This is a genomic window from Thalassospira sp. A3_1, assembly GCF_017744215.1.
In the GTDB taxonomy this organism is placed as follows: domain Bacteria; phylum Pseudomonadota; class Alphaproteobacteria; order Rhodospirillales; family Thalassospiraceae; genus Thalassospira; species Thalassospira lucentensis_A.
This window is the reverse complement of record NZ_JAGHQQ010000002.1, coordinates 346,098-365,589: the sequence shown is the minus strand read 5'-3', so window position 1 is coordinate 365,589 and position 19,492 is coordinate 346,098. Positions and strand designations below refer to the sequence as shown.

Annotated in this window: 19 protein-coding genes; 13 read left to right on the top strand and 6 right to left on the bottom strand. The window is 56.6% G+C overall.

Annotated features, from left to right (window positions below):
* The first annotated feature begins 50 nt into the window (after positions 1 to 50).
* From J7395_RS08695 to J7395_RS08640, 12 genes are all read left to right on the top strand, one after another.
* Entirely contained in the window at positions 51 to 833 is a 783-nt protein-coding gene (locus tag J7395_RS08695; protein ID WP_209221222.1) for an Asp/Glu racemase, read from the top strand.
* Between the two features lie 10 nt (positions 834 to 843).
* Positions 844 to 1,833, top strand: a complete 990-nt coding sequence (eutB, locus tag J7395_RS08690; RefSeq protein ID WP_209221221.1) for a hydroxyectoine utilization dehydratase EutB — start codon at positions 844 to 846, stop codon at positions 1,831 to 1,833.
* Positions 1,834 to 1,838: 5 nt separating this feature from the next.
* Positions 1,839 to 2,831, top strand: coding sequence for an ectoine utilization protein EutC (gene eutC, locus J7395_RS08685; RefSeq protein WP_209221220.1), 993 nt, complete (start codon positions 1,839 to 1,841; stop codon positions 2,829 to 2,831).
* Positions 2,832 to 2,890: 59 nt separating this feature from the next.
* Entirely contained in the window at positions 2,891 to 4,072 is a 1,182-nt protein-coding gene (doeA, locus tag J7395_RS08680; protein WP_209221219.1) for an ectoine hydrolase DoeA, read from the top strand.
* A 106-nt stretch (positions 4,073 to 4,178) separates the two neighbouring features.
* Positions 4,179 to 5,183 carry a N(2)-acetyl-L-2,4-diaminobutanoate deacetylase DoeB gene (gene doeB / locus J7395_RS08675; RefSeq protein ID WP_209221218.1) on the top strand — a complete coding sequence of 335 codons (1,005 nt, stop codon included), beginning with the start codon at positions 4,179 to 4,181 and terminating at the stop codon, positions 5,181 to 5,183.
* Positions 5,180 to 5,671: an Lrp/AsnC family transcriptional regulator gene (locus J7395_RS08670; RefSeq protein WP_209221217.1), complete on the top strand. Its 492-nt coding sequence runs from the start codon at positions 5,180 to 5,182 to the stop codon at positions 5,669 to 5,671. Before doeB ends, J7395_RS08670 begins: the two co-directional genes overlap by 4 nt.
* A gap of 57 nt (positions 5,672 to 5,728) precedes the next feature.
* Positions 5,729 to 6,154 carry an EamA family transporter gene (locus J7395_RS08665; RefSeq protein WP_348541226.1) on the top strand — a complete coding sequence of 142 codons (426 nt, stop codon included), beginning with the start codon at positions 5,729 to 5,731 and terminating at the stop codon, positions 6,152 to 6,154.
* Between the two features lie 73 nt (positions 6,155 to 6,227).
* Positions 6,228 to 7,673, top strand: a complete 1,446-nt coding sequence (locus J7395_RS08660) for a hypothetical protein (protein WP_209221216.1) — start codon at positions 6,228 to 6,230, stop codon at positions 7,671 to 7,673.
* A gap of 161 nt (positions 7,674 to 7,834) precedes the next feature.
* Entirely contained in the window at positions 7,835 to 9,232 is a 1,398-nt protein-coding gene (locus tag J7395_RS08655; RefSeq protein WP_209221215.1) for an arylsulfotransferase family protein, read from the top strand.
* A complete protein-coding gene (locus J7395_RS08650; RefSeq protein ID WP_062949546.1) occupies positions 9,229 to 9,510 on the top strand; it encodes a hypothetical protein in 282 nt (93 codons plus the stop codon). Before J7395_RS08655 ends, J7395_RS08650 begins: the two co-directional genes overlap by 4 nt.
* Before the next feature lie 30 nt (positions 9,511 to 9,540).
* Complete coding sequence (locus tag J7395_RS08645; protein ID WP_062949548.1) at positions 9,541 to 10,284, top strand: hypothetical protein; 744 nt, start codon at positions 9,541 to 9,543, stop codon at positions 10,282 to 10,284.
* On the top strand, positions 10,281 to 11,468 hold the full coding sequence (locus J7395_RS08640) for a sulfotransferase (RefSeq protein WP_209221214.1): 1,188 nt from the start codon (positions 10,281 to 10,283) through the stop codon (positions 11,466 to 11,468). The genes J7395_RS08645 and J7395_RS08640 overlap by 4 nt, the downstream gene beginning before the upstream one ends.
* A gap of 53 nt (positions 11,469 to 11,521) precedes the next feature.
* On the opposite strand, the gene J7395_RS08635 is transcribed toward J7395_RS08640, so the two are convergent.
* The 6 genes from J7395_RS08635 to J7395_RS08610 form a co-directional block, all read right to left on the bottom strand.
* Positions 11,522 to 11,707: a hypothetical protein gene (locus J7395_RS08635; RefSeq protein ID WP_062949552.1), complete on the bottom strand. Its 186-nt coding sequence runs from the start codon at positions 11,705 to 11,707 to the stop codon at positions 11,522 to 11,524.
* Positions 11,704 to 13,065: an amidase gene (locus J7395_RS08630; protein ID WP_209221213.1), complete on the bottom strand. Its 1,362-nt coding sequence runs from the start codon at positions 13,063 to 13,065 to the stop codon at positions 11,704 to 11,706. Before J7395_RS08630 ends, J7395_RS08635 begins: the two co-directional genes overlap by 4 nt.
* Before the next feature lie 12 nt (positions 13,066 to 13,077).
* The gene (locus J7395_RS08625) at positions 13,078 to 14,499 is read right to left on the bottom strand and encodes a TRAP transporter large permease subunit (RefSeq protein WP_062949556.1); all 1,422 of its coding nucleotides are present in this window, start codon (positions 14,497 to 14,499) and stop codon (positions 13,078 to 13,080) included.
* A 44-nt stretch (positions 14,500 to 14,543) separates the two neighbouring features.
* Positions 14,544 to 15,116 (bottom strand): TRAP transporter small permease subunit, encoded by a 573-nt coding sequence (locus J7395_RS08620; RefSeq protein WP_062949558.1) that lies wholly within the window; start codon positions 15,114 to 15,116, stop codon positions 14,544 to 14,546.
* Between the two features lie 97 nt (positions 15,117 to 15,213).
* Positions 15,214 to 16,377 (bottom strand): TRAP transporter substrate-binding protein, encoded by a 1,164-nt coding sequence (locus J7395_RS08615; RefSeq protein ID WP_062949560.1) that lies wholly within the window; start codon positions 16,375 to 16,377, stop codon positions 15,214 to 15,216.
* Between the two features lie 202 nt (positions 16,378 to 16,579).
* Positions 16,580 to 17,545, bottom strand: coding sequence for a D-glycerate dehydrogenase (locus J7395_RS08610; protein ID WP_209221212.1), 966 nt, complete (start codon positions 17,543 to 17,545; stop codon positions 16,580 to 16,582).
* A gap of 343 nt (positions 17,546 to 17,888) precedes the next feature.
* On the opposite strand from J7395_RS08610, the gene J7395_RS08605 reads away from it, so the two are divergent.
* On the top strand, positions 17,889 to 19,484 hold the full coding sequence (locus J7395_RS08605) for a hypothetical protein (protein WP_209221211.1): 1,596 nt from the start codon (positions 17,889 to 17,891) through the stop codon (positions 19,482 to 19,484).
* Positions 19,485 to 19,492: the final 8 nt, after the last annotated feature.

The following is a 19,492-nucleotide window of genomic DNA, read 5'->3' as shown; positions in this document are numbered from 1 at the left end:
AACCGGGGTGCGGGCATTCATTGCCCCGCCCCATCAAGGAGTTCAGGACGATGTCCGTTGCCCCCGCGGTCACGCCAGAGCCGGTAGACCTGTCCTATTTGCCCGATCCGGTTGCCCCGGCCGGGCGGATCGGGCTGATTACGCTCGCCACCGATTTCAACAGCGAGGATGACCTGCGCCGCATCATTCCCGATGATGTTGGCCTGTTCACCACCCGCATTGAAAATGCCAATCCCATCACCGTCGACACCCTGCGCAGCATGGCCGACGATCTGCCGCGTGCCGCACGCACACTGTTGCCGGGCTATGGCGTGGATGTCGCCATTTTTGGCTGTACGTCGGGAACGGCGGTCAATGGATCGGACCGGATCGAAGCCCTGATCAACAAGGGAATGCCGAGCACAGCCGTGACCAATCCATTGCTGGCAACAGATGTCGCATTGCGAACAATCGGTGCGCAAAAAATCGCCGTGGTCGCCCCCTATGTTCTGGATGTCACCCGATCCGTTGCCGAACAACTGATCGCGCGCGGTTTCGATGTGACCCGGCTGATGGGGTTCGGGCTTGAAAACGATATTGATATGACCGCAATCCCGCCCGACGCCCTTTTGGCTGCGGCCCTGCAGGTCAATAGCCCGGATGCCGACGCCGTGTTCATTTCATGCACCGCCATCCGGTCTGCCGAGATTGCCGAACGTGCGGAAAAGCTTCTGGGCAAGCCTGTGATTACTAGCAACCAGGCCATGATCTGGCACGCGCTGCATCTGATGAAATACGACAAACCGGTCGCGGGGTTCGGAACCCTGTTTGACCACGCCCCACACAAATCGTAACGAGGTCGCCATGAAGGAACCCATCACGCTTGGTGATGTGCTTTCTGCCCGCAAAACCATCGCGGGCCACGTGATCCATACACCACTGCGCCCGTCTGCCAGCCTGTCTGAGCAGATCGGATCGCCCGTGTGGCTGAAATGCGAACACCAGCAATATACCGGCAGCTTCAAACTGCGCGGGGCGGCAAACGCCGTTCTGAAACTGTCACCCGAACAGAAGGAAAAGGGCGTTGTCGGCGTATCGACCGGCAATTATGGCCGCGCTCTTGCCAATGCGGCACGCAATGCCGGGGTGCGCGCCGTCATCTGCATGTCCGAACTGGTCCCGAAAAACAAGGTCGAAGGCATCCGCGCCCAAGGGGCTGAAATCTGCATTTCCGGCACCTCTCAGGACGAGGCGCAAAAGGAAGTCGACCGTCTGGTATCGGAAAAGGGCATGACCATGCTGCCCCCCTTTGACCATGCCGACATCATCGCCGGTCAGGGAACCCTTGGCCTTGAAATCCTTGAACAGCTTCCCGAAACCGACACGCTTCTAGTGCCCTTGTCGGGGGGCGGGCTTCTGGCCGGTGTGTCACTGGCGGCGAAGTCGATCAATCCGGCCATCCGGGTTGTCGGCATTTCGATGGAACGCGGCTGTGCGATGATCACAAGCCTGCAGGAAGGCAAACCGACCGCGGTTAAAGAACTGCCGACACTGGCCGACAGTCTGGGCGGCGGCATCGGACAAAACAATCAATACACATTCGATATGTGTGCCGATCTGACAGATGACTTTGTTCTGGTGAACGAAGTCCAGATCGCGGACGGCATTCGCGCGGCCTATCACGATGACCAGCAGGTGATCGAAGGGGCCGCTGCCGTTGGTATCGCGGCCCTTCGCGCCGGATTGATCGACAATCCGGGCACCACGGTCGTTTTGTCGACCGGCTGCAATATCGATATGGATTTGCATAAACGCATTGTCGGCGGCGAAGACGTCGACCTGATGGCGGAGTAATCATCATGCCCAACATCAGAATTCTGACCGAAACCGACCTTCGCAACGTGATCACCCTTGATACCGATGCGATTGCCTGTATCGAAAATGCCTTTCTGGCCCTGGCGACCAAGGATGTGCGGATGCCGCCGATCCTTCGGCTTGATATCGACGACCACAATGGCGAGGTCGATGTCAAAACCGCCTATGTCCCCGGACTGGACAGCTTTGCGATCAAAATCAGCCCCGGTTTCTTTGACAATCCGAAACTCGGCCTGCCATCGGTCAACGGATTGATGAACCTGTTTTCGGCCAAAACCGGCCTGCTCGAAGCCGTGATGCTCGATAACGGTTATCTGACCGATGTGCGCACGGCTGCGGCGGGTGGTGTCGCCGCCAAACATCTGGCACGCAAGGATGCAAAACATGCCGCGATCTTCGGGGCCGGTGTGCAGGCGAAATTGCAGCTCAAGGCGCTTAAACTGGTACGCGGCATCACATCGGCCACCATCTGGGCACGCGACATGGCCAAGGCCGAACTCTGTGCCGCCGCCTGCGCCAGCGAACTTGGCCTTTCCGTAACCGCAACGCCAGATGGCCGGGCCGCGGCACAGGATGCCGACATTATTGTCACCACCACGCCTGCCCGCGAACCCGTCCTTTTGTCGGACTGGGTCAAACCCGGTACCCATATCACCGCCATGGGGTCGGATGCGGAACATAAAAACGAAATCGACCCGGCATTGATTGGCCGGGCAGACCTCTATGTGTGCGACAGCCTTTCGCAATGCCGGATTCTGGGCGAACTGCATCACGCCATTGATGCCCGGATCATCAAGGCCGACCGCACATTTTCAGAACTGGGTCAGGTTATCGCCGGATCGGCATCTGGACGTACGTCCGATGATGCGATCACGGTTGCCGATCTGACCGGTACGGGTGTCCAGGACACCGCAATCGCCACCCTCACCCGCGCCCGCTGCGACGCAGCCAAGGCCGGGACCGAGATCACGTCGTAATAACAAAGGGAAACAGGGTCAGGAAAAACTGAAACCCCGCCTTTTTTTGGAGGCCTGCGATGAGCCAGGTTGAATTGAATTTCACGCGCGAGGAATATGCCGAGCGTCTGGAAAAAACAAAAAAAGCCATGGTGGAAAAGGGGCTCGATCTTCTGATCGTGACCGATCCATCAAACATGGCCTGGCTGACCGGCTATGACGGCTGGTCGTTTTATGTTCACCAATGCGTCCTCGTTCCGATCGAAGATGATCCGATCTGGTTCGGCCGGTCGCAGGATGCAAACGGGGCAAAGCGCACGGTCTATATGACCCATGACCGCATCATCCCCTATGCCGATTATTATGTGCAATCCACCACCCATCATCCGATGGATTACCTGTGCGAGGTGATCGAATATCGCAATTGGGGCACGCGCAATATCGGCGTGGAAATGGACAATTACTATTTCTCGGCTAGATGCTATGCGCAATTGCAGGCCCATCTGCCCAATGCAAAGTTCCATGACGCCACGGCACTGGTAAACTGGCAGCGCGCTGTAAAATCCGAGACCGAGATTTTCTATATGCGTCAGGCGGCCCGCATCGTTGAAAACATGCATGAACGCATTTTCGAAGTTGTCGAACCGGGCATGAAGAAAAACGAACTGGTTGCCGAAATCTATCGCTCCGGGATTGCCGGCATTGACGGGATCGGCGGGGATTACCCGGCGATTGTGCCGTTGCTGCCATCGGGTGCCGATGCCGGTGCGCCGCATCTGACCTGGGATGACAAACCGATACCGGGCGATGCCGGGACGTTTTTCGAGATTGCCGGTTGCTATAAACGCTATCATGCGCCGCTATCGCGCACGGTTTATCTGGGGCAGCCCGAACAGCGTTTCCTTGATGCCGAAAGTGCCCTGATCGAAGGCCTTCAGGCCGGGCTAGAAGCCGCCAAACCCGGCAATGTCTGCGAAGATATCGCCGTTGCCTTCTTTGGCGTGCTGCAAAAATACGGCATCCATAAAGACAGCCGGTGTGGCTATCCCATCGGGCTTTCCTATCCGCCCGACTGGGGCGAACGCACCATGAGCCTGCGCCCCGGTGATCGCACGGTTCTTGAACCGGGCATGACATTCCATTTCATGCCCGGGCTCTGGTTTGATGACTGGGGGATCGAGATCACCGAAAGCATGATGATCACGGAAACCGGCAGCAAGACACTGACCAGTTATCCAAGGCAGTTATTCGTCAAAAACTGACGCAAACAACGCCGATCAAAATCGCATCGCAGATATATGCCGGTGCAAGACTGCCACGCAGGATATCGACGGTCGCGGTATCCTGCCTTTATGCAAGGAAACGGCCATGACAAAGAAATCCCCGATTACGCCAACGATCCCGTTCGATCAGGATGGTGTTCATCACGGCTTTTTAAAGCTGCCCTATTCGCGTGATGATTCCGCGTGGGGGGCTGTGATGATCCCGATCACGGTCATTCGCAACGGCAATGGCCCCACCGCCCTTCTGACCGGCGGCAATCACGGTGACGAATACGAAGGTCTGGTATCGCTGTTCAAACTGGCGGGGAAGCTGTCGCCTGCTGAAATCACCGGGCGGGTCATCATTTTACCGGCGATGAATTTCCCGGCATTCCTCAATGCGTCGCGGACATCCCCGATTGACAAGGGCAACCTTAACCGCAGCTTCCCCGGCAAGGCCGATGGCACGGTGACACAGAAAATCGCCGATTACGTCCTGCGCCATCTGGTGCCCGAAGCCGACATCGTCCTTGATCTGCATTCCGGCGGCAAGACGCTGGACTTCATCCCGTTTGCCGCCGTCCACGTCCTTGGCGACAAGGAACAGGAAGCCCGTTGCGTAAACGCGATGAAGGCCTTTGCCGCCCCTTATTCGATGATGATGCTCGAACTTGATTCGGTCGGCATGTTTGACACCGTGGTCGAGGAAGCAGGCAAAACATTCGTCACCACCGAACTGGGTGGCGGCGGGTCGACCACGGCCGAACGGGTGGCAATTGCCGATCGCGGGGTGCGCAACCTTCTGATCCATGCCGGTATTCTGACCGGTGAACCGGACGTCCCCGACGATAGCGGCATCATGCTGGATATGCCGGATGGCAACTGTTTCGTTGCGTCGGTTTCAGGCGGCCTGTTCGAACCCTGTGTCAATCTGGGGCAGATGGTCACGCGCGGCGATCTGATTGCGCGCGTTTACGATGCCAACCGGACCGGCGGGGTGCCAACGGAATACAAGGCACCGCGTGATGGCATCGTCGCCTGTCGCCATTTCCCCGGCCTGATCAAAACCGGTGATTGTCTTGCCGTCATTGCCGAGGTGGTCGGGAAATGATCAGGCTGGATGATCAGGATCTGAAAATCCTGCTCACGCTGCAACGCGAGGGGCGCATCACCAAGGTCAAACTGGCCGAGGCGGTGAACCTCTCGCCAAGCCCGTGCTGGGAACGGCTCAAACGCCTTGAGGACCTTGGTGTCATTTCGGGCTATCACGCCCATATCAATCTGGAAATGCTGGTCAAACCGACCCTTGTGATGACCGAGGTAACATTGCGCCATCACCAGCACGAGGATTTCGCGATTTTCGAAAAGGCCGTTCAGGACATCCCCGAAATCGTCGAATGCTATGCCCTTGGCGGCGGGGTCGATTATATGCTCAAGATACTCTGTCGTGATGTCGATGCCTATCAACGCCTGATCGACGGACTTTTGATCGCAGGCATCGGTATTGACCGATATTTTACCTATATCGTGACAAAAAAGGTCAAAACCACACCGGTCCCGCCAATCGACGCCCTTTTGGATCCCTCGATCCGGAAATAACGGCCGACTGGCAGCATCCGGAAAGGCAAAACGGGGGTCATTGGCATGAAGGATGTGATGGAAAGCTGGCAATTATGGGCTGCCCTTGCCGCCTGCTTTGCTGCACTGACCGCGATTTTTGCCAAGGTCGGGATTGAAAACATCAATTCCGACTTTGCCACCTTTATCCGCACCGCAATCATTTTCATCATGGTCTTTGCCATCCTGATGATTGGCGGTCACTGGCAAAACCCGGCAACCGTATCGGCCAAAACATGGTGGTTCCTGATCCTGTCCGGGCTTGCGACCGGGGCATCGTGGTTATGTTACTTCCGCGCACTCAAGATTGGCGAGGCCGCAAAGGTCGCCCCGATTGACAAGCTCAGCGTCGTACTGGTTGCGATCTTCGGCGCAGCATTTCTTGGTGAAAAACTGTCCCCCGCAAGCTGGCTTGGCGTCGTGATGATCGGCACCGGTGCCGCGCTTATTGCCTGGAAAGGCTAAATTTAAACGCTTCCCAACCTGCCAAAGTTGTGGCGAAATCGGTTTTATCATTTGGCCTATGGGGGAATGGGTGATGAAACCGGGCGTTACCATGATCAGGACCGTGACGATTGGCATTCTGGGCATAAGCCTTTCTGCCTGCCAGACAGTCAATACAGCGCCCGCTCCCTCGCCCGCACCATCGCAAACATCCCTTGCCCCGGCCAGTGTTTCCGATCCCGGCAGCATCGCATTCCGGATCAACCCATCAGGTAACGGCGCTTATTACGGCTGGCAGATGCAGGTCGTAAAGGCCTCCCGCAACAAGGGGTTCAAGCCCTTCACCACCGAACAGCTTTCCGCCGGACAAATGAAGGAATACACCCTGTGGCCAGACAGCTACCTGGTCAGGGTCTCTCGACTGGGCGAATTGAAATCGGAAAGCTGGGTCGATGTCTTCCCCGGCGAGGTCACAGTGGTCTATGCCGATTACGGCCTGTTTTCCGAAGACGTCAAAATAAGCCGCGAACCCGATCCCGCCCGGATTGACCCCAATATCGACACCACGATATGGCGCATACCGATCACCACCACCTATGGCCCCGAAGTCATGTTTGCCCATGACGGCTACCGAGCGGAATATACCGGCCCGCAAAATAACGGCAATCCGGTCGGCACCGGCACGGTCGAAATCACCCGCAACGAACAGCCCTTTGCCGAAATCGACAATGCCGACATTACCGGCGACAAAATCACCGGTGACATCGAATATGCCGATGGCCGCGAGGTGAACGGCGAATATCTAAGCGACAGCCGCCAGATCGAACCGGGCAGCACGACAAAATGGCCCGATGGCACAAGCTTTACCGGCACCTATCGCGTATTCGATCCGCGTGAGGGTGAATTACGCATGGCGGACGGCAATGTCTGGCAGGGGCCGGTACGCGAACGCAAGCCCGCCGGTCAGGGTCGCCTGACCTGGTGGGAAGGCGGCTGGATGGAATTGCCCGAAGGATCGGTATTCCCAAGCCAGACCGGCCAATTCGTCTGCGGCGGTGAAACGGTCGCGGCCGGTGATTGCTATTACTATGGCGGCAAAAAGCTTTCGGGGCCGGATGAACTGGCCACCCTGATGGAACGTGATCGCCAGCTTGCCGCAAAAGCCGCTGCCGAAGAAGCCGCCCGGAAAGCCGTATCCGAAACCACCCAACCGCAGGCCACCGCCCAAAGCGGCTGCCGCAATGCCAGTGGCACATTCCGCGACAATACCGGTAATTCCACCCTTAAACTCGACTCGCCCGGTCAGGGGAATGGTAATTTCGTCAGTTACACCTATGGCAGCGCGCAAAAATTCCGGTTCGAAATCGGCTTCACCTATGTCACCACGCCCGACAGCATTTCGGTCACCTATGGCAACGGGACCTATAGCGATGCGGCAACCGGACAGGTTCTGCAACGCATGAGTGCACCGTCAGGCACTGTTTCGTGCCGGTTTGACGGTAATCTTCTGGTCATGGACGGGGTGGAATACCGGCAGTAATCAAACAAACAAACCGCCGAAAAACATCCCTACTTACAATTAAACTCTTGGGCGAAACAAAGGCGAAAAGCGGCCAAACCGCCCCAATCCCCTTGATACTGGCCGTAAATTTGCCCGGAGGCCCGCGTAACCTTTTTGTCAGATGACAAGGAGATTACCGCGTGCCTGCACCTCAACAGACAGATGAATCTGCGGAAAACAACCGCGGCGATAAAATCTTTTTTGCTGCCTTCATGACCGGCGTTGCCGCGATCAGCTTCGGTATTGGTGCGTTTGTCATACTGGCCGAAGTACCGCCCTATCAGTCGATGAAAAACGCGTGGCGTGCGGGCACGGCCCTGTGGGAACAACGCACCAAATACAGCAGTGTCGAACGGCTTGATTTCTGGTCCCCCGCCCGGACCGAAGAAACCGGTGTCACGATCAATAAAGCCGACAAGACCCAGAAAGGTCTGACCCTGTATTCATCGGGTGATGGGCCGCATGCGGTGCTGGTCGATATGGACGGCAACGTCGTCCATGAATGGCGCATGCCGTTCAGCGAAATCCACGATGAAACATCGCCTATCCCCAACCCGCAAAAAGACGATTTCATGCATTGGCATACCGCCAAGATGGCACCTGATGGTGACCTGATCGTGCAATATACCGCGGCGGGCGACACGCCATATGGCTATGGCATGGCCAAGATCGACCAGGATTCCAAACCGGTCTGGAAATATCTGGGAACCGCACATCACGATTTTTCGATTGCGCCCGATGGCCGGGTTTATGCCCTGACCCAGGAATTCCGCTTTAACACATATGACAACCGCAAACAGCTCACCCCGCCGCGGCTTGATGATTTCGCGGTGATCCTCTCGCCCGAAGGCAAGGAAATCAAACGTGTCTCAATCCTCGATGCGCTGATCAATTCCAGCTACGCCAACATGGTCGATTTCGCGCCCTATTTCTCGAACGAGGATGTGTTGCACACCAACACGATCCAGTTGATTACCGAAGAAACGGCGCAAAACTTTGAACAGGGCAAGGCGGGCGATGTTGTTCTGTCCTTCCGTGATCTTGGCATCATTGCCGTGCTCGATATGGATGCCGAAAAAGTCGTCTGGGCAACCCGTGGCCCCTGGCTGGGGCAACATGACCCGGATGTCCTGCCAAACGGCGACATCCTGCTGTTTGACAATCAGGGCCAGCTTGCCGACCCGGACGCCGGTCAATCCCGCGTGCTGCAGATTGATCCCGCAACCAACGGCATCACCTGGGAATACAAGGGCACTGCCGAACACAGGTTTGACAGCAACATCCGTGCTGATCAGCAACGCCTTCCCAATGGCAATACGCTGATTACCGAATCATCGGGCGGACGCCTTTTCGAAGTCACCCCGGAAGGCGAGATTGTCTGGGAATACCACAACCCGATCCGCCGTGATGATCCCGACAACCCCGGCCAAAAACTGATCCCCGTCGTATCGCAGGCCGAGCGCATCAGCGATGAACGCGCAGCCCTTTACAGCGATACCAACTTCACCCCGACCTCCCCTGATGGAGAAAAGCAATGAAACAGAACATGAAACTGCTTTCGATTGGAACCGCGACCATTGCCGCCGCAACACTTCTGACGGCCCTGCCTGCACAGGCATATGTCGGACCGGGTGCCGGTCTTAGCCTTCTGTCTGCTTTGTGGGCGGTTCTGGCCGCCGTATTTGTCGCGGTTGGTTTTGTCCTGCTGTGGCCGATCCGCAAAATGATGCGCAACCGCAAACGTGCGCAGCAAAACGGCTCTGGCACCACCTCGCATTCAACGCATTCGGCGCATTCGCACCAGCCGAAAGCCTGAACGGTCAACGACCAACAGGAACGATGACGCATGGGAATACTCGATTGGCCCGCCCCCGCCTTTAGCACCCTTGATGCCCTGATGGCAGATGCCCTCGGACCGTTTGGACGCGTCCTGATCTGGGCGCTGGTCTGTGCGGTGATTTCGATGCTGCTTTATAAGGTGCTGTCGCCGCAAACACGCATCAAGGCGATCAAGGAACGGCTGAAAGAAGCCCGCAAGGCCATGGCCGAAGACGATGGCGAGGATTTCGGCGAAGGCATGAAGCTGGCCAAGGCACAGCTTGCCCAGTCGCTGAAACTTGTCGGTTTCGTCATCGGCCCGGCGGTTGTCGCATCCCTGCCCGCCCTTGCGATGATCGTCTGGCTGGACGGGCAATACGGTTATAGCTGCCCGGCACCGGGGCAGCAGGTCTCCATCAGCGCCCAGCCGGAAAATGTCGCCATCGAACAGGTCGGCATCAATCCGACCGGATTGGAAGACGGTGCCTGTCCTGTTGTTCAGGTGCCCGGTGCCAGTGACGGAGAAACCTATCTGGTGGCACCGGCCGCCGCCATTCCCGTGATCCATCAAAAACAGTGGTGGAACCTGATTATCGGCAATCCGGCGGGCTATCTGCCCGACGACAGCCCGGTAACACAGCTTCGTTTCGAATTGCCAACCCAACAAATCATCAGCGCCGGCCCGGATTGGGCACGTGGCTGGGAACTGACTTTCTTCCTTGCCCTCGTATTGGGGTCGCTGGCGATCAAAAAAGGATTTCGCATCGAATGACTGGCCAAACGACATCCGAAAAATCAACCACACCCGCGTCTAATGGCGCAGCCTTCCATGTATCGGGCTGGGATAACTGGCTAAGCGGCCTGATTGCCCGCCATCCGATGCAATGGATCAGACTTGGCAATTTCGAAACGAAACTTGCCGGTGATACGATTGAAGATGTCCAAATAGAAAAGCCGGTCTTTGTCGCAGGGCTCGCCCGATCCGGCAGCACGATCCTTCTGGAAACGCTTGCACGGCATTCCGATGCGGCAACCCATCGCTACCGCGATTATCCGCCGGTTTTCACGCCCTATCTGTGGAACAAGTTTGTCGATCTTGCCCCCAAGGGCAAGGAAGTTGCGGTTGAACGCACCCATGCGGATGGCATCAACATCACGCCTGAAAGCCCCGAAGCGTTCGAGGAAATGATCTGGATGGCGTTTTTCCGTCATCTGCATGACGTCAATGAAAGCAACGTCCTGGACGGTCAGATAAGCAACCCGGCATTCGAGAAGTTCTATCGCGATCACATCCGCAAACTGATCCATGTGCGCGGCGGCAAACGCTATATCTCCAAGGCGAACTATCTGGTCACTCGGATGGAATATCTGCTGTCGATTTTCCCCGATGCCAGGTTCGTTCTGCCGGTGCGTGATCCGCTTTGGCATATCGCATCCCTTGCCAAGCAGCACGACCTGTTCTGCAAGGGCGAACAGGATAACCCGCGCGCAGTTGCCCATATGCAGCGTGTCGGCCATTACGAATTTGGCCTTGATCGCCGTCCGATCAATACCGGCGATCTGCACGCCACCCGCCAGATCATGAAACACTGGAACGAAGGCGACGAAGTCGCCGGCTGGGCCCATTACTGGAGCGACCTTCACCATTACATCGCGGATCGCATGACCGTGAACAAGGCGCTTGGCGATGCGACGCTGGTGGTCCGTTACGAGGATTTCGTCGCCGACCCGGCAAATCAGTTACGCCGCCTGTTTGATCATGTCGACCTGCCCGACGCCGAACCGATCATCAATGAAGTCGCCCCGACCATTCACGCGCCGACCTATTACCGGCCGAAATTCAGCGACGAAGAAATTGATCTGATCCGTGATGTCACGGCAATTGCGGCCGCCCGTTTCGGATATGACAGCAAACCGGAACAAGCTGCCCACATGGCCAAAACAAAACGCGCCTAGGGATTTTGAAATCCCCGGCGCGTCCCGAAACAATTGGCGTGAATTAAAAGCGATCAGTGATGGTCGCTTTTTCGCCCTGTGGCCATATGCCAGAAATCCCACGCACACAGCGCCAGCGTGATCCCTACCATGATGCCAAGATCCCAGCGCGTGACATAGCCAAACAGAATGCCAAGAAAGCCCCCAAAGACGATAAAGGCCAAAATCGCCATTGCCTGATCAAGACGTGACGGTATCATGACGATGCTCCTTCATTTTCAGAATTCGTAACAAATTCAACGAGCCAGCGCGCCGTTCGAAGCAACCGGGCATCATCACCGCGCCGCCCGACAAGCTGCACGCCCATCGGCAACCCGTTTTCCGCCCAAAGCAACGGCAGCGTAATCGCAGGCGTCCCGCACAACGTCCAAAGACCGTTGAAAATGGCATTCCCGGTCGTATCAAGGTTTCCGGGGGCCGGGCCCGGTGCCGCCGGGGTGATGATCACATCACAACGCTGGAACACTTCATCAAGCGCAACATTGTAAAGATCGCGCCAGTCCAGTGCGGCAAGATAGTCCCGCGCCGTGACCTTGTTCCCCGCGTCAAGCGCCTCTGTCATCTGCGGGGATAATTGATCGCGTCCGCGCTTTTCATAGCTGTAATAACATTTCGCCATTTCGGCGAAATTGATCTTTGCCCGCAGGTCGGCGGCATCATCAAATGCCTTGGGCAGGGGTGCTTCAAAGCACTGTTCGCCCAAAACACTCGTCAATTCGCGAAATGCCATGACGGTATCGTCATCGGCCACACTGTCAAACTGTGGCGGGCGTACAAAGGCCAATGTTGGCGTTACCAGCGGCGTCGATTTGGCCGCTTCCTGCAAACGCGGGGTGGGTTGCAATGTCGTCGCCCGGTCACGCGCGTCATGCCCGAACAGGATTTCGGCAATCATCGCCGCCCCTTCGACGGAACGGGCAAACACACCAATGGTATCAAGCGACGGTGACTGGGCCAGAACCCCGGTGCGCGAAATCGCGCCAAAGGTCGGCTTTAACCCGACCACACCACAAAACGATGCCGGCCGGATAACCGACCCACCTGTTTGTGTTCCTACGGCAAGCGGCACCATTGCCGCGGCAACTGCCGCCGCCGATCCGGCCGATGATCCCCCCGGTGTGTGGGATGTGTTGTGCGGGTTGCGTGTTTTGGACGGGCACATGAAGGCCATTTCGGTCGAAACCGTCTTGCCCATGATGATCGCGCCCGCCGCACGCAGCTTTTCAACCAGTACCGCATCCTCTGTCGGCACCCGTCCCTTATCAAGCGGCGTGCCATTTTCGGTTGGCATCCGGGCCGTATCGATAACGTCCTTCAGCCCAACCGGCAGACCATGCAACGGGCCGATCGGCATGCCCGACTGGCGGCGCGCGTCAAGCGCACGTGCCTGTGCCAGGACATAGTCACCATCAAGATACGCCCACGCCTGAATTTCCGGTTCAAGTGCCGCGATCCGCTCGAGGCAGGCCTCGGCATACTCGACGGCCCTCACGGCACCGGATGCCAGCCGGTCACGCAGTTCGACCACGTCAAGGTTAAGCAGGGGATTAAGTGTCATACCGACGGCCTCCTAACGTGCGCCATAGAACAGATCCGGCAGATGGAACACGATCTGGGGGAAGGTATACATCAGAACCATGCTGACAATCACCATGAACAGGAACGGCATGATCCCCTTGAAGATATCCGTCAGCAAAATACCCGGAGGCGAAACCCCCTTAAGGTAATAGGCCGACATCGCCATCGGCGGCGTCAGGAAGGATGTCTGCAGGTTCAGCGCAACAAGGATACCAAAGAACAGCGGATCAATATCAAACAGCGGCAGCAGCGGCAGGAAGATCGGCACAAAGATGATGATGATTTCCGACCATTCCAGCGGCCAGCCAAGCAGGAAGATGATCAACTGCGCCAGCAGCAGGAACTGAAGCGGCGTCAGGTCAAGCCCGCCAACGAACTCGGCAATGACATGCTCGCCACCAAGATACGAGAACACCGACGAGAACGTATAGGACCCGACAAACAGCCAGCACACCATGGCCGATGTCCGCACCGTCAGGTAAACGGACTCGCGCAGCCGGTCAAAGGTCAGCGCACGATACGCCAGCGCCAGAACCATCCCGCCCAGCGCCCCGATGGATGCCGCCTCGGTCGGGGTTGCCAGACCAAACAGGATCGACCCCAGAACCGCCAGAATAAGGAACGCCAGCGGGAAGAACGACGTCCCCAGCATCCACAGAACCTTGGGCAGCGGCACATCAGGAATTTCATCGGATGTCGGACGCGGTGCGGCTTTTGGCTGCAACAAGGCACGCCCCACGACATAAAGCAGATAAAGCCCGACCAGCGTCAGGCCCGGCAACAGCGCACCGGCATAAAGGCGCACGATCGACACACCCGATGCCGCGGCATACACAATCAGCATGATCGATGGCGGGATCAGAATGCCCAGCGTCCCGCCGGCACAGATGATGCCGGTGGCAAAGCTTTTGTCATAACGGGCCTTGATCATCGCGGGCAGTGCCAGCATCCCCATCAGGGTCACCACCGCACCGACAATCCCGGTCGCGGTCGCAAACAGCGCACAGGTCACAAGGGCGGCAACGCCAAGCGACCCGGGGACATTCTTCGCCGCGATATTCAGTGTCGAGAACAACCGGTTGACGATATTGGCGCGTTCAACGATGTACCCCATGAACAGGAACAGCGGAACCGCGGTCAGGACCTCGTTCGACATCACCGTGTATGTCTGGTTGATAAACAGATCGAATATTCGGTTATTCACCGCCCCTTCGATCCAGGTTATCGCCGATGTCAGGGTATCGCTGTCCTCGGCCAGACGGTCAAAGGCACGCCACATGCGTCCTGCGTCAAAATACGCGTAGTAACCAAAACCAATCCCCAGCGCCATCAGCGTAAACGCGACGGGAAAGCCAAGGAAAACAAGCATAATGAAGATGCCAAGCATCATCAGGGCGACATGTGCGTCAATCACGTTTGCAGCTCCGTTCGGACCGGTTATCGCGGGTTTCGATTTGGTTAGTTGTCTTTTGCGACATGCTGCTTCATCAGCAATTCTTCGGTTTCTTCGACATCGTCATCGGCACCGCGCCAGTATCCTTCGCGCATGCACATGATGCAGCGCATGACCTGGGCAATCCCCTGAATGAACAGCAGAATCCCCGCAGCCACCATAATGGCCTTGAACTGAAAGATCGGAACGCCCGCCGGGCTGTTCACACTGACTTCCCCGTATCCCCAGGACCGCGATGAATATTTCCAGCCCGTCAGGATCAGGGCCGTAATGCCGGGGAAGAAAAAGAAGATATAAAGCACAAGGTCGACAGTCGCCTGTGTTCTTGGCTTCCAGAGACGGTAAAGGAAATCACCCCGCACATGGCCCCCGCGCGACAGCGTATAAGCCCCGCCCATCATGAATAACGAGCCATACATGATGAAGGAAACGTCGAGCGACCATGTCGTCGGCGCATTAAAAACATAACGCGCCATCACTTCGTAACTCATTCCCAACGTCATCAGGATGATGAGCCACCCGAAAGCCTTGGCAAACCAGGCCGAAAGCTTGTCCGCGAATTCAATAAAGCTGATCATGAAGTCTTTTCCGTTACCGTAGCAACCGCCCCGGAGGCCATATGGCCTCCGGGGCAGCCTTTGGGTCAGACAAACCGTATGAAACCAGAAGGTTTCATTACAGTTTCAGTTTGCCCGGGAAGTAGTGGTCATAGGCAAGCTGATAATCAGGCGAGTTCATCAGTTCATAATAGGTCACGCGCTCAACCCAGGCACGCTGGCTATCAAGAACCTTCTTCATGAACGGATCTTCTTCAAGCTGCGGGATCAGTTTGTCCCAGGCATCAAGCTGGGCAGCCAGAATTTCCTTCGAGGTACGATGGATGGTAACGCCTTCGTCTGCAAGTTTCTGCAGGTCGGACGAATAATTGTCCATCGCAAGTGCGGTGTTCGACGTCGAAGCCGCTTCCACGCCATAGCGCAGGATCGCCTGCAGATCAGGTTCGAGGTCTTCATAGAAATCACGGTTGAAGATGAACTCGAAGCTTTCGGATGCCTGATGATAGGACGACAGATAGTAGTTCTTCGCCACATCCTGCGCGCCAAAACGCATATCCGAAGACGGGTTGTTGAATTCAAACGCGTCAATCACGCCGCGTTCCATCGCCGGGACGATCTCGCCACCCGGAAGCTGTGCGACCGACATGCCCATCGATTGCAGCAGATCGGCAGCCAGACCCACGGTACGGTATTTGAAGCCCTGGATATCGGCGACAGAATTGACCTCACCCTTGAACCAGCCGAACGGCTGGGCCGGCATCGGGAAGCCAAGAAGACCAATCACGTTCAGCCCCATAACGTCCTGGGTCAGTTCGCGATAGAATTCTTCACCGCCACCGGCATAGAACCAGCTCAGCATGGTGGTTGCAGAACCACCAAACACCGGACCGGTACCAAACAGCGACGCCGCCTTGTTCTTGCCGTACCAGTAAACCGGCACGGAATGGGCGATATCGATCACGCCGTCATTGACGCCATCGAGAACCTGGAACGCGCCGATAACGGCACCGGCTGGCAGAAGGTCAACCTTCAGGCGACCACCCGACATGGCTTCGACACGATCCGCATATTGCTTGGCAAATGTCATCCAGATATCGGATGACGGCCAGGACGTCTGCATTTTGACGACCAAAGGTGCAGGTTGTGCATGAACTGCCGGGGCAGCGAACAGCCCCGAAGCAGCAGCGCCACCGGCAACAACACCGGTAGCACCCTTGGTAAGGAACGAACGGCGGGACACTTGCTTCGACTTCACGTCTTCAGGCGTAGGTATCTTTTTCATTACTTCCTCCCAGAATTATCGCCGCACCCGACAACTAATTGGCGGAAAATAGGCGATGATTTTCAGCCTTACATAGGCCCTGACCTGATACAAGGGACATCGAATATTTGGCCTTCCACCATGTGGAAAACTTTTTTCGATTATTATTTTCCGAAACATGACGTGTTCCGGAATTTAGCAAGTTCTTGTTTTTGGCGCGCCGTCAGGCAACGCGATCCTGCGGTTGCCCGCCGGAAAAGAAGGCATCAAGATTATCCAGCGCCCGAAAGCCCATGGCATCACGCGTTTCTTCAGTCGCAAAGCCTATATGTGGCAACAGGAAGACGTTTTTCAACGACGACAGATCGGGGTTTCCACCGGGTTCCTTGCGGAACACATCAAGCCCGGCCGCAAACAGCTTCCCGCTTTGAAGCGCCTTGATCAGGGCATCCTCATCAACCAGATTGCCGCGCGCCGTATTGACCAGAATGGCCCGATCCGGCAGCAATGCGATGGTTTTCTCATTGATGATGCCGGTCGTATCGGGCGTCGCCGGACAATGCAGCGACAAGACATCCGATACCGCCAGAAGCCCCTCGACCGTGTCGTGGAAAACAGCCCCTTTTTCAAGGTGACCCGGCAGACGGGTGCGATTGTGATAATGCACTTCCATGCCAAAGCCGCGTGCGCGCTCGGCGGCAACCTGCCCGACGCGGCCCATGCCCAGAACGCCAAACCGCTTGCCTGTCACCTGCCGCCCGACCATAAAGGCCGGCGACCAGAAATCCCATTTCCCGGCCCGCACCATCGCATCACCTTCCGCACCACGCCGGGCCGCACCCAGCATGCACAGCATGGCGATCTCGGCCGTCGCATCGGAAAGCACATCGGGGGTATTGGTGACCGTGATCCCGGCCTTCTTTGCCGCCTCAAGATCAACATGGTCAACACCGACCGAATGATTGGCAATGATCCGCAACCGATCACCAAGATCGGCAATGACATCGGCACTGAAATGTTCGGAATGGCAGGGAAGAACCGCGTCAACATCCTGACAGCGCGCAATCAGCTCATCACGCGAAAAGACGTGATCCGCGTCGTTCAGAATGACCTGATAATCACGCGCCGCACGCGCCTGGACCGCATCGGTCAGGCGCCGGGTGATCAGTAGCACAGGCTTCTCCGCCATCGTCTACTCCCTGTTTCCTGCATGGATTGCAGTTTTCTTTATACCGCATTGAAACACTTTCGCGGCAGATAGAACAATAGCATATCAACCCAACAGGGTGACTTTTCCACCAGATGGAATACCAGACCGCCTTGCCCGTCATCGCAAAATCCCCGGACGCCCCCTTTCCGTAACGGCACCCGGCCCAAAAAAAGCAGGCGGTCGATCACAAGGATCACTGGCTGAACTGAACTGCACTACGGCCTCGACAAATTTCATGTCGTTGTGTTTGCCTTTGCCTCTTCCCCAATTCACCCTTCTATGCACAAATATTGATATGTTCGATCTGCATTGGGGGGGATCTATGCAGAAAGCTGTTTTCAAAGCACGCCGTATGTCACATGCAGGCACCCTGCTTGTCGCACTCATTGCCCTTGTCGGCTGCCAGACGACCGACATCACCACTGCGACCAGCGACTTTTTCAGTACGCTCACCAATGCGAGCGAAACTTCAGGCACTGCGCCTGCAACAAAGCGGGCGGCCTCCGGTGAATCGACTGCCGCGTCTGCAACGCCTGAAAACACGATAAAAAAGTCGCCATACAAATGGGGATTACTGACCCTCCTCGTTGGCGGGGGAGGACCAAGTGGGGACGATTGGTATCTTTTTGTCTATCCCACCGCCAACACCCAAAATTTTGTTGGCGTCAACGGGCCAATGCTGACCATCGCCAATACGCATAGCGTTCAACTATGGCCCGGCGATTATCGTGTCATCGTCCGACATAATACGGTCGATAAATTCGACAAGGTCGTTACGATTTCGGCCGGAGAAACGCTGCGCCTGACCGGGGAATACGGCTATTTCTCCAACTCCGTAGAATCCGAACGCTTTCCGTTTTACAACGAAAACCAGCTCCTGTTGGCCACTGTACTCAACAGGGCCGAAGACATCTTTCTGCCTGTCGTCGTTGCCTGGAGCGGGCAATGGAAGTTCGAGTTTTTCGGCCCGCAACTCAATGGTGAAGTCAACGGCCCCGGACCCGTTCGGATATCGAAGGATGGCAATGAAGAAGCCCGCATCATCGAGGCTGAAGTCACCCCCGAAAGCATCACGGGCACGTTCGAACTGTCCGATGGCGGCAGGTTTGAGGGAAGCTTTGACCAGTCAGAATTCAGGCTGGACCCCAGCCCCATCGTAAAATGGAAGAATGGGGAAACTTTCGAAGGCACATTTGATGTTGTTGTGCCCAAATCAGGAAAACTTACCCGCCGAAGCGGCTCGGTCTGGGAAGGCGAGATCGCCAAGGGCAACCCGACGGGCAAGGGCCGCATGACCGCCCCCGATGGTCACTGGGTTGAATACGACAATTATGAAATGAAAGAAAATTTCATCGGATTGCGGCCCTGTGGTTCGGTCTCGCAGCCTGATGGAACCTGTCCATATTACAAGGGCAAGGAACTGGCATCAGAAGCCGAACTCAACGCAAAGATTGCCGAAGACAAACGCCTTGCCGAAATTGAACGCCAGAAACGCGAAGAACAGCGCAAGGCTCAAATGGCCGCCGCCGCTGCGGCAGCAGAAGCACAACGCAAAGCCGCTGCTGAACAGGCCGCGCGCGAAGCCGCCATGCCCCAAAAGGCTGATGACTGCACCACCGCCACCGGCACCTTTAGCGCCGATGGCAACCTGACCACCTACACCATGAACGGATCGGGCAGCGGCAGCGGGCATTTCCGGCAATTCACCTATGGCGGCGGAGCACAGTATCAATTTGATATCGATTTTCGATTTGATACGACCCCGGACAGCATCACCTTCCAATATGATGAGGGCATATATCGCGATGCATCAAGCGGCGCGGTTCTGCAACGCACCTCGATCCCCGGCGGCAGTGCACGATGCAGCTTCAATGGCCGCATTCTGACCATTGATGGCAAGGAATTTGTGCAGAACTGAAAAATATG

Excerpts from the sequence above, each read along its gene's own strand:
- J7395_RS08630 (WP_209221213.1), bottom strand. The coding sequence starts at position 13,065 with ATGACACTTAATCCCCTGCTTAACCTTGACGTGGTCGAACTGCGTGAC.
- J7395_RS08695 (WP_209221222.1), top strand. The coding sequence starts at position 51 with ATGTCCGTTGCCCCCGCGGTCACGCCAGAGCCGGTAGACCTGTCCTAT.
- J7395_RS08650 (WP_062949546.1), top strand. The coding sequence starts at position 9,229 with ATGAAACAGAACATGAAACTGCTTTCGATTGGAACCGCGACCATTGCC.
- J7395_RS08605 (WP_209221211.1), top strand. The coding sequence starts at position 17,889 with ATGCAGAAAGCTGTTTTCAAAGCACGCCGTATGTCACATGCAGGCACC.
- J7395_RS08635 (WP_062949552.1), bottom strand. The coding sequence starts at position 11,707 with ATGATACCGTCACGTCTTGATCAGGCAATGGCGATTTTGGCCTTTATC.
- J7395_RS08610 (WP_209221212.1), bottom strand. The coding sequence starts at position 17,545 with ATGGCGGAGAAGCCTGTGCTACTGATCACCCGGCGCCTGACCGATGCG.
- J7395_RS08670 (WP_209221217.1), top strand. The coding sequence starts at position 5,180 with ATGATCAGGCTGGATGATCAGGATCTGAAAATCCTGCTCACGCTGCAA.
- J7395_RS08660 (WP_209221216.1), top strand. The coding sequence starts at position 6,228 with ATGAAACCGGGCGTTACCATGATCAGGACCGTGACGATTGGCATTCTG.
- doeB (WP_209221218.1), top strand. The coding sequence starts at position 4,179 with ATGACAAAGAAATCCCCGATTACGCCAACGATCCCGTTCGATCAGGAT.
- J7395_RS08645 (WP_062949548.1), top strand. The coding sequence starts at position 9,541 with ATGGGAATACTCGATTGGCCCGCCCCCGCCTTTAGCACCCTTGATGCC.
- J7395_RS08620 (WP_062949558.1), bottom strand. The coding sequence starts at position 15,116 with ATGATCAGCTTTATTGAATTCGCGGACAAGCTTTCGGCCTGGTTTGCC.
- doeA (WP_209221219.1), top strand. The coding sequence starts at position 2,891 with ATGAGCCAGGTTGAATTGAATTTCACGCGCGAGGAATATGCCGAGCGT.
- J7395_RS08640 (WP_209221214.1), top strand. The coding sequence starts at position 10,281 with ATGACTGGCCAAACGACATCCGAAAAATCAACCACACCCGCGTCTAAT.
- eutB (WP_209221221.1), top strand. The coding sequence starts at position 844 with ATGAAGGAACCCATCACGCTTGGTGATGTGCTTTCTGCCCGCAAAACC.
- J7395_RS08615 (WP_062949560.1), bottom strand. The coding sequence starts at position 16,377 with ATGAAAAAGATACCTACGCCTGAAGACGTGAAGTCGAAGCAAGTGTCC.
- eutC (WP_209221220.1), top strand. The coding sequence starts at position 1,839 with ATGCCCAACATCAGAATTCTGACCGAAACCGACCTTCGCAACGTGATC.
- J7395_RS08665 (WP_348541226.1), top strand. The coding sequence starts at position 5,729 with ATGGAAAGCTGGCAATTATGGGCTGCCCTTGCCGCCTGCTTTGCTGCA.